The sequence below is a fragment of the Pseudomonas sp. HB05 genome (assembly GCF_016756915.1).
GTDB classification, from domain to species: domain Bacteria; phylum Pseudomonadota; class Gammaproteobacteria; order Pseudomonadales; family Pseudomonadaceae; genus Aquipseudomonas; species Aquipseudomonas alvandae.
The window spans coordinates 41746-53658 of sequence record NZ_JAESPG010000042.1; the positions used below are offsets into that span (position 1 = coordinate 41746).

The 11913-nt window shown below is 61.7% G+C and carries 13 protein-coding genes; 4 read left to right on the forward strand and 9 right to left on the reverse strand.

What is annotated here, in order from left to right:
* Positions 1 to 285: 285 nt before the first annotated feature.
* Positions 286 to 1488, forward strand: coding sequence for an MFS transporter (locus JMN22_RS25055; RefSeq protein ID WP_030142319.1), 1203 nt, complete (start codon positions 286 to 288; stop codon positions 1486 to 1488).
* 78 nt (positions 1489 to 1566) lie between these two features.
* Here the strand turns inward: JMN22_RS25055 and JMN22_RS25060 are convergent, their stop codons facing one another.
* The 4 genes from JMN22_RS25060 to JMN22_RS25075 all read right to left on the reverse strand — a co-directional run bounded on the left by JMN22_RS25060 (position 1567) and on the right by JMN22_RS25075 (position 5036).
* Entirely contained in the window at positions 1567 to 1758 is a 192-nt protein-coding gene (locus tag JMN22_RS25060) for a PLDc N-terminal domain-containing protein (RefSeq protein ID WP_030142320.1), read from the reverse strand.
* Positions 1759 to 1829: 71 nt separating this feature from the next.
* Positions 1830 to 2360, reverse strand: a complete 531-nt coding sequence (locus JMN22_RS25065) for a hypothetical protein (RefSeq protein WP_030142321.1) — start codon at positions 2358 to 2360, stop codon at positions 1830 to 1832.
* Between the two features lie 238 nt (positions 2361 to 2598).
* The gene (locus JMN22_RS25070; protein WP_030142322.1) at positions 2599 to 3117 is read right to left on the reverse strand and encodes an ankyrin repeat domain-containing protein; all 519 of its coding nucleotides are present in this window, start codon (positions 3115 to 3117) and stop codon (positions 2599 to 2601) included.
* Positions 3118 to 3209: 92 nt separating this feature from the next.
* Positions 3210 to 5036, reverse strand: coding sequence for a long-chain-acyl-CoA synthetase (locus JMN22_RS25075; RefSeq protein WP_030142323.1), 1827 nt, complete (start codon positions 5034 to 5036; stop codon positions 3210 to 3212).
* A gap of 356 nt (positions 5037 to 5392) precedes the next feature.
* Here JMN22_RS25075 and JMN22_RS25080 point away from each other — a divergent pair, with 356 nt between their 5' ends.
* The gene (locus tag JMN22_RS25080; protein ID WP_030142324.1) at positions 5393 to 5671 is read left to right on the forward strand and encodes a DUF3509 domain-containing protein; all 279 of its coding nucleotides are present in this window, start codon (positions 5393 to 5395) and stop codon (positions 5669 to 5671) included.
* Between the two features lie 65 nt (positions 5672 to 5736).
* On the opposite strand, the gene mtnC is transcribed toward JMN22_RS25080, so the two are convergent.
* Genes mtnC through aroC form a run of 5 tightly spaced genes read right to left on the reverse strand, consistent with a single transcriptional unit; the run spans position 5737 to position 9882 of the window.
* The gene (gene mtnC, locus JMN22_RS25085) at positions 5737 to 6426 is read right to left on the reverse strand and encodes an acireductone synthase (RefSeq protein WP_030142325.1); all 690 of its coding nucleotides are present in this window, start codon (positions 6424 to 6426) and stop codon (positions 5737 to 5739) included.
* A 4-nt stretch (positions 6427 to 6430) separates the two neighbouring features.
* On the reverse strand, positions 6431 to 6976 hold the full coding sequence (locus JMN22_RS25090) for a 1,2-dihydroxy-3-keto-5-methylthiopentene dioxygenase (protein WP_198798314.1): 546 nt from the start codon (positions 6974 to 6976) through the stop codon (positions 6431 to 6433).
* A 17-nt stretch (positions 6977 to 6993) separates the two neighbouring features.
* Positions 6994 to 7614: a methylthioribulose 1-phosphate dehydratase gene (locus tag JMN22_RS25095; RefSeq protein WP_030142327.1), complete on the reverse strand. Its 621-nt coding sequence runs from the start codon at positions 7612 to 7614 to the stop codon at positions 6994 to 6996.
* Positions 7611 to 8756 (reverse strand): MFS transporter, encoded by a 1146-nt coding sequence (locus JMN22_RS25100; protein ID WP_198798315.1) that lies wholly within the window; start codon positions 8754 to 8756, stop codon positions 7611 to 7613. Before JMN22_RS25100 ends, JMN22_RS25095 begins: the two co-directional genes overlap by 4 nt.
* Before the next feature lie 34 nt (positions 8757 to 8790).
* A complete protein-coding gene (aroC, locus tag JMN22_RS25105; protein ID WP_198798316.1) occupies positions 8791 to 9882 on the reverse strand; it encodes a chorismate synthase in 1092 nt (363 codons plus the stop codon).
* A 128-nt stretch (positions 9883 to 10010) separates the two neighbouring features.
* On the opposite strand from aroC, the gene JMN22_RS25110 reads away from it, so the two are divergent.
* Both JMN22_RS25110 and JMN22_RS25115 read left to right on the forward strand, forming a co-directional pair.
* Positions 10011 to 10976, forward strand: coding sequence for an alpha/beta hydrolase (locus JMN22_RS25110; protein ID WP_198798317.1), 966 nt, complete (start codon positions 10011 to 10013; stop codon positions 10974 to 10976).
* 109 nt (positions 10977 to 11085) lie between these two features.
* The gene (locus JMN22_RS25115; RefSeq protein WP_198798318.1) at positions 11086 to 11874 is read left to right on the forward strand and encodes a hypothetical protein; all 789 of its coding nucleotides are present in this window, start codon (positions 11086 to 11088) and stop codon (positions 11872 to 11874) included.
* Positions 11875 to 11913: the final 39 nt, after the last annotated feature.

The following is an 11913-nucleotide window of genomic DNA, read 5'->3' on the forward strand; positions in this document are numbered from 1 at the left end:
ACAACGAGCTGCGCGCGGTCCTGTGGCGAGGGGATTCATCCCCGTTGGGCTGCGCAGCAGCCCTGAAAGCGCAAGCTCCGGTGTATCAGACTGATTGCATTGAGCCGCTCTCTTGGGGCCGCTGCGCAGCCCAGCGGGGATGAATCCCCTCGCCACACAGCTTTCCTACATATTGAGATCCATCATTAACAACAGGCATGACTGATATCAGCCACAAAGCCCTGTTCCAGAGCCCTGCAAGTCTTTAGCCTCACGCCATCCTTTCAATTGATCGACGAGATTGCCATGAGTGCTCATCCACCCACCTCGCCCGGCAGCGCACTGACCCGCGGCATGGTCCTGTTGTTCGCTTTCTGTTGCGGCGCCATCGTTGCCAACATCTACTACGCCCAACCCATTATCGAACTGATCGCACCCGACGTCGGCCTGAGCAGCACCATGGCCAGCCTGATCGTCTCGCTGACGCAGATCGGCTATGCCCTGGGCCTGTTTTTCCTCGTGCCGCTGGGCGACCTGTTGGAAAACCGGCGCTTGATGATCCTCACCACCGTGGTCGCGATTGCCAGCCTGCTGGGGGCGGCTTTCACCGATCAGCCGAATGTGTTCCTGCTGGTCTCGCTGCTGGTGGGTTTCAGTTCCGTCTCGGTACAAGTCCTGATTCCGCTGGCCGCGCACCTGGCGCCGGAGGAATCCCGGGGACGGGTCGTCGGTGGGATCATGGGCGGCCTGTTGCTGGGGATTCTGTTGGCGCGGCCGGTGTCCAGCGTGGTGGCCGATCATTTCGGCTGGCGGGCCATGTTTATCATCGCCGCCGCGCTGATGGCGGCCATCAGCGTCGTCCTGGCGTTGACCGTGCCCAAGCGCCAGCCCGACCACAGCGCGTCCTACGGCCAACTGCTGGGTTCGCTCGGCACCTTGTTGCGCCAGCAGCCGCAGCTACGGCAACGGGCCTTCTACCAAGCCTGCATGTTCGCCACATTCAGTCTGTTCTGGACCGCCGTACCGCTGGAACTGGCGCGTAACCATGGCCTGTCCCAGACGGAGATCGCGCTGTTCGCCCTGGTCGGAGCAATCGGCGCCATCGCCGCGCCCATTGCCGGCCGCCTGGCGGACGCCGGTCACACCCGGATCGCTTCGCTGCTGGCCATGTTGTTCGCCAGCCTGAGTTTCCTGCCGGCGTTCATCCACCCGATCTACAGCGTGATTGGCCTGGCAGTGACCGGCGTGGTCCTGGATTTCTGTGTACAGATGAACATGGTCTTGGGCCAGCGCACCATCTACGCCCTCGACGCGAAAAGCCGCAGCCGACTGAATGCCCTATACATGACTAGCATTTTCATCGGCGGTGCATTTGGCTCATCGATCGCCAGTGCGGTCTATGAACACGGCGGCTGGCTGTGGGTGGTGATCGTTGGCAGCGCCTTCCCGCTGCTGGCATTGCTGCGCTTCCTGAGCGCTTCGCAGAAGGCTTCGCTGGCGGCCGCCTGAAACCGTCGCGCAAAAAAAATGCCCGACAGGTCACGGCCTGTCGGGCATTCTTTTTATCAGGGAGTTATTGGCGAGCGGTCAGACCCGCACGTTGCCACGCGGCCCGGCAATCGCCCAGATGATCAGGCCCAACACCGGCAACAGCAGGATCAGCAACACCCAGAGGATTTTCATCCCGGTTTCCGCGCCACTCTTGAGTACGTTGATGATCGCCCAGATATCGAGCGCCAGGATAATCAGGCCAATCAGGCCGTTGAAGGTGGAACCCATGGTGTCGCTCCCAAATGGTGACATGCCCACTTAGGATAGCGGGGCCTGGGCAAGGGTTCCGTTTTATTGCTTCAGACGTGGACCGCAACCTTGAGGGCTTCGAGGGCCGGCGCCGCAGCGATGCCGACTTCGGCACACAACTCCAGCACGCGTGGCAGGTCATTGCCGTACACCAGCACCATCTGTAATTCATCGTCGAGCAACTGGCTGATGTTCATCAGCACATAGCCGCCGTTTTCCTTGTTCAGGCTGCTCATCTGGATCTGGATGCGGTTGAGCGCGGTCAGGGCTTCAGTCTTTGCCAGTTGCTTGGGCTTGAGGTTGAACGCAACGCCGGGGCCGAACGAGGCGACGATCTGTTCGAACAATTCGACGTAGGTATCGGCCTGGAACAACACGGTGTCCGGCAGGCTGCCGACCACCACCCATTCGCCCAGCGGGATCGGGAAAGTGTCGTCGTAGTTGATGTCCGGGTTGGCCGCCAGGAAAGCCACCGGGTCGGCGTAGGCCTGGGCCGCTTCATCGGCGATCTTCTCGATGTCCGCCTCGCCCAGGCAGCCGGAGCTGATTTTGCTGATGAGTTCGACGAGTGCGGCTTTCATGGGGCTATTCCTGTGGCGATGTATTTTTGCGGCCGCGAAGGATAGCGCATCCCCCAGGCCAAGTCAGGGTCCCGTGGCGAGGGAGCTTGCTGTGGCGAGGGGATTTATCCCCGCTGGGCTGCGAAGCGGCCCCCGATTAATCTGACATACCGAGTTGCCAGATTTAGGGCCGCTTCGCGCCCCAGCGGGGATAAATCCCCTCGCCACAAGAGCTCCCTCGCCACAAAAAGCTTCATTGTCAGCTCAACAATTTTTCCAACTGCGCCGTGGTGTCCACCGCGCCCATGGTCCTGGCCGCATCCAGTGCCGAGACGCCGTTGGCATCCTTGGCCTTGGGGTCGGCGCCTTTGCTGATCAGGTAATCGACGATTTCCGCCCGGTTGAACATCGCCGCCATCATCAACGCCGTGCGGCCATCGAACGAGGAACCTTCCACTTGCGCGCCACCGTCCACCAAGGCTGAAACCACCGCCAGGTCACCCTTGAACGCCGCCCCGGCAATCGGGCTCTGGCCGTTGTCGTTGCGGATCTCCGGATCGGCCTTGTGTTCCAGCAGGACTTTCACCGTTTCAACATGCCCGTGGTATGCGGCCAACATCAGCAAGGTATCGCCCTTGTGATTGCGCAGGTTCGGCGGCAAGCCCTTGCTCAGCAGCGCGGCCATCATCGCGGCGTCGCCCTGGCGGGCAACGTTGAAGACCTGCTCGGCAAACTCCGCAGCCTCTTCAGGGGTCATCTGGCGGCTTGTATCGGACATGGAAACTCCATCGGTTCGTTGCAAAGCCGCTAGTTTCCCGAGGGACCCGGGGCCTGTCATCCCTTTTTTATCTGCAGCGGTCATAGCCAGAATCAATAGCGGTACTGGCCGCCCTGGATCCCTGTCGACAATTGCCGGTCCACACGCACATAGGTCGAGCTGTCAGGCAGCCAGGCGTAGATCGGCTCATCACCCGTGAGGCAGGGGTCAAAGGCCTCGGCCTTGAGACGGGTCTTCTGGTATTTGAAGGTGCCGGTGGTGTCCATCTTCACCTTGATGCGCAAGAACAGTGGCACCGCGTAAGCAGGCAACTTGCATTGCAGAAACCGCAGCAGCTCGCTGAAGTCCAGGGTCGCCAGGGATTCGGCCGGCGTAATCGCGGCCATGCCGGCACGGCCATTGGTGCCGTTGATCTCAACGCCATAGGCCACCGCCTCGGCAATCTGCGGATGTTGCAGCAGCACGTTCTCGACTTCGGTGGTGGAAACGTTCTCGCCTTTCCAACGGTAGGTGTCGCCAAGGCGATCGACGAACTGCCCATGGCCAAAACCGATGTTGCGCAGCAGATCACCGGTATTGAAGTAGCGATCGCCCGGGATAAAGACGTCCCGGTAGATGATTTTCTCGGTCTTGGTCGGATCGGTGTAGCCGTCCAGCGGTGCCTTGTCATCAATGCGAGCCAAGAGCAGGCCCGGCTCACCCCTGGGGACTTTCTGCATGCGTCCCTGCAGGTTGCGCAATGGCGCGCCGCTGTCGTGGTCGTAGCGCACCAGCGCCCAGGCCATCAGGGAAAACCCGACCGTGTTGTCAAAGTTGAGGATGTTGGTGAAACCGATATTGCCGTCGCTGGCTGCGTAGAGTTCACAGATATGGTCAACGCCGAAACGTGTCTTGAACGCAGCCCACGCGCCGGGGCGCAGGCCGTTGCCAATCATTTTCGTCACGCTGTGCTCCCGGTCCGTGGTGCTGGCGGGCTGATCAACGAGATAACGGCACAACTCACCGACGTAACCCAGCGTGGTTGCCTGATACCGTCGCACGTCGCTCCAGAACTGACTGGCGCTGAATTTGCGGCGCATGGCGAAACCCGAAGCACCGCATATCGCCGCGCCCCAGCACACGCACAGGCCGGTGGCGTGATACAGCGGCAGCGTGCAATAGACGATGTCCTCGGGCTGCATGTCCAAGGCAATCAGGCCGAAACTGGTGGCGGTGCGCATCCAGCGGCCATGGCGAAAGACCCCGGCCTTGGGCAGCCCGGTGGTGCCGGAGGTGTACAGATAGAAACAGGGATCATCGAAGAATACGTGCTGGCTGCTGGCCGGGTTCTCGCCCGGGTATTGCTCGCTTGCACGCATCAAGTCGACGAATCCGGACGGCGCAGGGACGTTTTCCTGATCCGCCACCCACCAGGTTCGCCCGTGCGATAGCCCGACCCGGCCACGCACGTCGTCGAACGCCGCAACCCGTTCGTCCCCGACCACCACGGCCACCGGCGTGACCAACGCAAGGCTGTGCACCAGGGCATCGCCCGTCTGCGCGGTATTGATCATCGCGCTGACCGCACCAACCTTCGCCACGGCCAGCACGGTGATCAGCAACTGTGGACGGTTCTCGATAAAGATCGCTACACAATCGCCCTTGCCCACGCCTTGCGCCGACAGGTAATGGGCGATGCGATTGGCCTGCTCGTTGACCTGTGTATAACTCAGCACCGCGTCGCCGCACAGCAGCGCCGGGCCTTGGGGATTGCGTTGCGTGGCCTGCTCGAAGCACCAGCCCAGGCCGCAGGGCTGCGTCGGGTCCTGGACGTTGGCGAGTTTCATGCCTTTGACAATGCGGGGAACCGCCCTGGCGATGGTGGGCAGCTTGCGCAGCATCATGCCCCAGGTAATGGCGTCGCTGGGTGTACGACTCATGGGTGATCCTTCCCCGCTCGACCTCGTGGGCCGTGGTTCTTGTCATGGGCGTGTGCGGATTTCGGCTCGAAAGTACCCAGCCGTTTGACGGCTGTACATGCGGTTTTTGCAATGTTTTGTATCCACGGCCCGGCACAGGCGAGGCGTGAGCGCGAGGACACGGTTTGGTTCCATAAATAAACGCCCGACCACGCAAAATGCAGGATGCACGATGGCCGTTCATGCAAGTTGCACGAAAGCAAAAATACGCGAAATCCGTATCTCGTTGTTTTTTAATGGTTTTTAAATTAATCGAATGCTGGCACAGACACTGCAACTACCCCTCCACGGTTTGCCACACCATGGAGCAATGAACGATGAATATGATTCAAGAGAAGTTTGCATCGCTGTTTTCCAACTACGAAGTCACCACCCAGGCACGCCCGGATGGCGGCATCCTGCTGACCTTGCGCAACAGCGACGGCAAACTGTTCAAGCGCACGATTTCCTACGCGCAATTGCACGCCGGGGACCAGTTGTCTTGGGCCATCAGTGCGATTCGCCGCGATCTGGCTGAGCAAGCCAGCGAGTTGCCGCCCGTGGCGATGCTGCAAAGCCAGCACCGCTTCGCGCTACCGACCTACCACAGCGCCTGACACGCTGTGTTGGGATCAGGCCTGGAGCCTTACGGTTCCATGGCCTGATTTTTTTTGCCTGCCGTTCAGGCGCCGAACCGGGACGGCTCGATGTCCGCAAAGCTTGCCAGGGTTTCGTGACCGGCCAGTTCGCCACCTTCACGCGCCAGGCCACAGGTGGCCATCCCGGCGTCACGGGCCGCGTCCAGTTCCTGGACGATGTCCGACAGGAAAAGAATCTCCCCTGGCGCGATGCCCATCGCCTCGCTGATGCGCTGGTAGGACTGCGCCTCCCGCTTGGGCCCGGACGTGGTGTCGAAATAACCGCTGAACAACGGCGACAGGTCGCCCGCCTCGGAACAGCCAAAAATCAGTTTTTGCGCCTGGATCGAGCCCGAGGAATACACAAACAACCGATAGCCTTGCTGGTGCCAATCTTTCAGTGCCTGCACCGCATCCGGGTAAACATGACCTTTCAACTGCCCGGCTTGGTAGCCCTGCTCCCAGACCATGCCCTGCAACGCCTTGAGCGGCGTGGCCTTGCGGTCCTCGGCGATCCAGCCCAGCAGGATTGTGATGACCCGCTCCACATCGGCGTCCGGCTCATGGCTGTCGCGACGCACAGCGGCCAATTGTTCCGCCACGTCGGCGCGACCGGCGTTCTGCCGGACGAAATCCGGCAGGTGCTCGGCGGCATAGGGAAACAACACGTCGAAGACAAAACTCACCGCGCTGGTGGTGCCTTCGATGTCGGTGAGGATGGCTTTGATTGTCACGAAGTCAGTCCTCCAGGCGCGGGAAGCGGCTGGCGATGTCGTCGCCGGTGAACTTGGCGACCCAGCCTTCCGGGTTGTTGAACAGGCGAATGGCAACGAAATGTGGGTGTTCGCCCATGTCGAACCAGTGCGGCGTACCGGCGGGCACGGAAATAAGGTCGTTCTTTTCGCACAGGACCGCGTAGACGTAATCGTCGATGTGCAAGATAAACAGCCCACGACCGGCGACGAAAAATCGCACTTCGTCCTCGCCGTGCCGATGTTCATCAAGGAACTTGGCGCGAAGTTCGGCTTTCTGCGGATGGTCGCTGTTGAGGCTGATGACATCGACCGTGACGTAGCCGCGCTCGGTCATCAGCTGGTCGATCTGGGTCTTGTAGGCGGCGATCACTTCATCCTGGCTGGCGCCGGGCTGGATTTTCGTCGCGGCTTCCCAACGGTCGAACCGCACGCCTTTTTCGGCCAGGGTCGAGGCGATGTCCTCGAAGTGGGTCAGGACCTTGTTCGGAATTTCGGGACTCGAAACGTGGTAGACGGACAGGCTGCTCATGGCAATGGCTCCAGCAATTATCGGTTCAGAAGTGCGCGGGTCTTGAGCTCGCACTCGAACAGGAATTCAAACGCTTCGATCTGGCGCAACGCATCGTTCATGCCCGGCCCCCAGGTGTACAGGCCGTGGCCGCGGATCAGGTAACCGGCACAATCGGGATGCGCTTCCAGCCAGGGTTGGACCTTGGCGGCCAGGCGAGCGATGTCCTGGTCGTTGTCGAAAATCGGCACACGGACGCGGGATTCATGGGTGGTTACACCGCTGAAGGCTTTTTGCAGTTCATAGTCTTCAAAGTCAATGAACGCTTCGCCGGTCAGGCGCGACAGCACCGTGGCGTTCACCGAATGGGTGTGCAACACCGCACCGATCTGCGGGCGCCAGCGATACAACTGGGTGTGCAGCAGGGTTTCGGCCGAGGGTTTCTTGCCTGGCTCCAGGCTGTTGCCATCCAGGTCGGTGGCGAGCACATCGTCGATGCACAACTGTCCCTTGTGCTTGCCCGACACGGTGAGCAAGGCCTGGTCAGCGGACAACCGGGTCGAATAGTTGCTGCTGGTGGCCGGCGACCAACCGCGACCGTATAAAAAACGCCCGGCGTCGATGATCTGCTGGGCGAGCTGTTCACGGGTAAGGCTCATGGCCTGTCCTCTTGCATGCGTGTGGCAATGATAACGGCTGCAGCGAAGGCTGCGAGGCTGGCGATGCTGAATGTCCAACCGGCGCCCAAGGCATTCCAGCTGTAGCCGGAATACAGTGCGCCCAACGCCCCGCCAGTCCCGGCCAGCGCGGCGTACAGCGCTTGGCCCTGGCCTTGCTGGCGCGGGCCGAAACTACGTTGCACGAAATGGATGGCAGCGGCGTGAAAGCTGCCGAACGTCGCCGCGTGCAGCACCTGGGCAAACAACAGTATCCAGAGGAACTCGGCCAGCGACCCCAGCAGCAACCAGCGCAGCGCCGCCAGCAGGAAACTCGCCATGAGCACCCGGCGCACGGAAAAACGCGCCAGGATCTGGCTCATCAGCAGGAAAACCAGCACCTCCGCGACCACGCCGACCGCCCAGAGCACGCCGATCAATCCACGGCTGTAGCCCAGGCGTTCCAAGTGCAACGTCAGAAAGGTGTAATACGGCCCGTGACTCATTTGCATCAGGCCGACACAGGCATAAAACGCCAGCACCCCCGGATTGCGCAATTGCCGCAGGAAACCCTCCCCGGCCACCCGCGGCCCCTGCACCGGTTGGGCGTTGGGCACCCAGAAGCTGCTCAGTACGATGCCGCCCATGATCAAGGCCAGGGCCACGGGATAGATGTCCAGGCTCAGCCATTCGAACAAGCGGCCAAGCACGACCACGGTGATGATGAAGCCGATGGAGCCCCACAGGCGGATCTGGCTGTAGCGCGATGCTTGTCCACTCAGGTGCGCCAGGGTGATGACTTCGAACTGCGGCAGTACCGCGTGCCAGAAGAACGCATGCAGCGCCATGACCATCGCCAGCCAGGCGTAGCTTTTATCGATGAAGATCAGCGAAAAGCTCAGCAACGTACAGATCGCGCCGAACCGCACGATCGCCAGGCGTCGACCGGTGTAGTCCCCCAGCCAGCCCCAGAGGTTCGGCGCCACGCAGCGCATCAGCATGGGGATCGCCACCAGCTCGCCGATGCGCGCCGCGTTGAATCCCAGGTGATCGAAGTACAGCGCCAGGAACGGCGCAGTCGAACCGAGCAACGCGAAATAGAACAGGTAGAAACTGGAAAGCCGCCAGTACGGCAACGCCGCCATGGTCGTCAGGCCACGGCGGTCGGCAGGCCAGCCATCAAAGCTGACCCAGCACCGGCGTGCCGACTTTGACGTCGGCGTTCTGGCCGCGATGGCGCAACAGATGATCCATCAGCACGATTGCCATCATCGCTTCGGCGATCGGCGTGGCGCGGATGCCCACGCAAGGGTCATGACGGCCCTTGGTGATGACGTCAACCGGGTTGCCGTTAATGTCGATGGAGCGTCCCGGCGTGGTGATGCTCGACGTCGGCTTCAACGCCAGGTGGGCGACAATTGGTTGGCCCGAGGAAATACCGCCAAGGATGCCGCCGGCGTTGTTGCTCAGGAAGCCTTGCGGCGTCAGTTCATCACGGTGCTCGGTGCCGCGCTGGGCCACACAGGCGAAACCGGCGCCGATCTCCACGCCCTTCACCGCGTTGATGCTCATCAGTGCGTGGGCCAGTTCGGCGTCGAGGCGGTCGAAGATCGGCTCGCCCAGGCCAGGCATCACGCCTTCGGCGACCACGGTGATCTTCGCGCCGACCGAATCCTGGTCCCGGCGCAACTGGTCCATGTAGGCCTCCAGCTCCGGCACTTTGTCCGGGTCGGGGCTGAAGAAGGCGTTCTGCTCCACCGAATCCCAGGTCTTGAACGGGATTTCGATCGGGCCCAACTGGCTCATGTAGCCACGGATGACGATGCCCTGGCTGGCCAGGTATTTCTTGGCAATCGCCCCGGCCGCCACGCGCATCGCGGTTTCCCGGGCCGAACTGCGCCCGCCGCCGCGATAGTCGCGCTCGCCGTATTTGTGGTGGTAGGTGTAGTCGGCGTGGGCCGGGCGGAACAGGTCCTTGATGGCCGAGTAGTCCTTGGACTTCTGGTCGGTATTGCGGATCAGCAGCCCGATCGCGCAGCCGGTGGTGCGCCCTTCGAACACGCCGGAAAGGATTTCGACTTCATCGGCTTCCTGGCGCTGGGTGGTGTGGCGGCTGGTGCCGGGCTTGCGGCGGTCCAGGTCACGCTGCAGATCTTCCAGGGAAATCTCCAGGCCCGGCGGGCAGCCGTCGACAATGGCGACCAACGCCGGGCCATGGCTTTCGCCCGCGGTGGTGACGGTGAACAGCTTGCCGTAGGTATTGCCGGACATGCAGGGCGCTCCGTGAAATCGCTGAGAGTCGAGATGGGCGCCAGTATACGCAGGCTCCCCAAGTAGTTCATCCTCGAACCTTATCGGTGCCCGCCAGTCCAACCGGCACCTTCGTAACTAATGGCGTCATGATGTTAAGAGCGCTTGCCTTGAGCCTTACCCTGTTGACCGGCCTGCTTTCGGGCTTCGCCCAGGCCACCGTGCTGCAACGTCCCCTCAGCCTCGACACCGGCAACGGTGAGCTTTTCGGCTCCCTGCTGCTGCCAAAGTCCGACACGCCGGTGCCCGTAGTCCTGATCATTTCTGGCTCGGGTCCTACGGATCGTGACGGAAACAACCCCGAGGGCGGGCGCAACGACAGCCTCAAGCGCCTGGCCTGGGTGCTGGCCAAGCACAACATCGCCAGCGTGCGCTACGACAAGCGCGGCGTGGCCGCCAGCCTTGCGGCGACACCGGACGAGCGCAACCTGAGCGTCGAAGCCTACGTAGCGGATGCCGTGGCCTGGAGCCACAAGCTGGCCGCCGATCCGCGACTGGGCCCATTGATTCTGCTGGGCCACAGCGAAGGAGCCCTGATCGCCAGCCTCGCCGCGCCCCAGGCCAACGCGGCGGCGGTCATCTCGTTGGCCGGCAGCGCGCGTCCGATTGACCAGGTACTGCGTCAACAGCTCGGTAACCGCTTGCCACCGCCGCTGATGCTGCGCAGCAACGAGTTGCTCGACAGCCTCAAGGCCGGTCGCCCCGCCCCCAACGTTCCGCCGCAACTGCAGGTCATCTTCCGGCCAAGCGTGCAGCCGTATCTGATTTCGCTGTTCCGCCAGGACCCGGCCCAGGCGTTCGCGGCATTGAAGATGCCGGCCTTGATCATCCAGGGCAGCCACGATATCCAGGTCAGCGTCGACGACGCCAGACAGTTGAAAGCCGCCAAGCCTGACGCCGAACTGGCGCTGATCGAGGGCATGAACCATGTAATGCGCATCGTGCCCAACGATGTGAAGCGGCAATTGGCTTCGTATAAGGATCCCAACCTGCCGTTGGCAGCCGAACTCAGTACTCGCATCCTGGGTTTTATTGGCACGTTGGCCGCCCGTTAAGCGGATTTAGTGGCCTATAGCCCTCCAGTCTTGGCAAATCCGGCCGATAAACCGGTGTCGGACAGCGCAACGGCTGCCGACAAGCCGGCCTGGACAGGATTTTGCCGTTATGACTGAGACTGAAACTTCACCCGACACCGCTGCCGAAACGGCCACCCCAGCCGCAGCGGAACTGCCTTGGGCGGACGTGCAGGCCGAGCATCACAAAATGCTCCGGCTGGCCCCGCTCAAGACCGATCGCTCCACTGGCGTGCGACCCCTGCGGTTTGTCGAGTTCAGCTATGCCGAACGCCATAGCAAGGAACGCAGCTTGCTGCGCATGAGCATCAAGTTGCCGGGCCAGCGGGTGCGCAAGGAACAGAACCACCTCGACGTCTGGGCCGACCACGTCGAGAAACGCCTGTTCTTCTCGCCCGACAGTTTGCAAGTCGAGCCCCTGAATCGGGGCATCGGCCGCTTCCTCGCCGCCCAGGGCATCACCTGGGCCAAGAAGCGTTGGTCGAGCTATCGGGTTGACGGCACCGATTTGAACAACAAGGACGCACTGAACGAAGACACGCGCCTGCGCCGTGATCACTTCCTCAAGGCCCACGGTTTCGAAGTGGTCTACGCCGACGCGCAGCACCTCAAGGGCAGCGTGAAACAAGCCCAGGTCGGCGATCTAACGGGCGACTGGAACACCGAAAAACTGCAATTCGTTGAAATCCTCGAAGCCGCACAGATGCTCCAGCAAGCCGAGCAGAACCTGGCGGAACAGGAGGTCAAGCTCAAGCAGCAGGAAGAGAAGGTCAACAAGTTCAAGCGCGAAGACACCGGGTTGCGCTTCACGATCACTTGCCTGGTAGCGTTTGCGATGTTCCAGGCAGGGCTGTTGATCTGGATTGCGACGCGGCATTGACGGCTATCAGAAGTGTCTGATGCACCCGGTGGCGGGGGG

Coding starts and splice junctions, on each gene's coding strand:
- JMN22_RS25055 (WP_030142319.1), top strand. CDS start 286: ATGAGTGCTCATCCACCCACCTCGCCCGGCAGCGCACTGACCCGCGGC.
- JMN22_RS25060 (WP_030142320.1), bottom strand. CDS start 1,758: ATGGGTTCCACCTTCAACGGCCTGATTGGCCTGATTATCCTGGCGCTC.
- JMN22_RS25065 (WP_030142321.1), bottom strand. CDS start 2,360: ATGAAAGCCGCACTCGTCGAACTCATCAGCAAAATCAGCTCCGGCTGC.
- JMN22_RS25070 (WP_030142322.1), bottom strand. CDS start 3,117: ATGTCCGATACAAGCCGCCAGATGACCCCTGAAGAGGCTGCGGAGTTT.
- JMN22_RS25075 (WP_030142323.1), bottom strand. CDS start 5,036: ATGAGTCGTACACCCAGCGACGCCATTACCTGGGGCATGATGCTGCGC.
- JMN22_RS25080 (WP_030142324.1), top strand. CDS start 5,393: ATGAATATGATTCAAGAGAAGTTTGCATCGCTGTTTTCCAACTACGAA.
- JMN22_RS25090 (WP_198798314.1), bottom strand. CDS start 6,976: ATGAGCAGCCTGTCCGTCTACCACGTTTCGAGTCCCGAAATTCCGAAC.
- JMN22_RS25095 (WP_030142327.1), bottom strand. CDS start 7,614: ATGAGCCTTACCCGTGAACAGCTCGCCCAGCAGATCATCGACGCCGGG.
- JMN22_RS25100 (WP_198798315.1), bottom strand. CDS start 8,756: ATGGCGGCGTTGCCGTACTGGCGGCTTTCCAGTTTCTACCTGTTCTAT.
- aroC (WP_198798316.1), bottom strand. CDS start 9,882: ATGTCCGGCAATACCTACGGCAAGCTGTTCACCGTCACCACCGCGGGC.
- JMN22_RS25110 (WP_198798317.1), top strand. CDS start 10,011: ATGATGTTAAGAGCGCTTGCCTTGAGCCTTACCCTGTTGACCGGCCTG.
- JMN22_RS25115 (WP_198798318.1), top strand. CDS start 11,086: ATGACTGAGACTGAAACTTCACCCGACACCGCTGCCGAAACGGCCACC.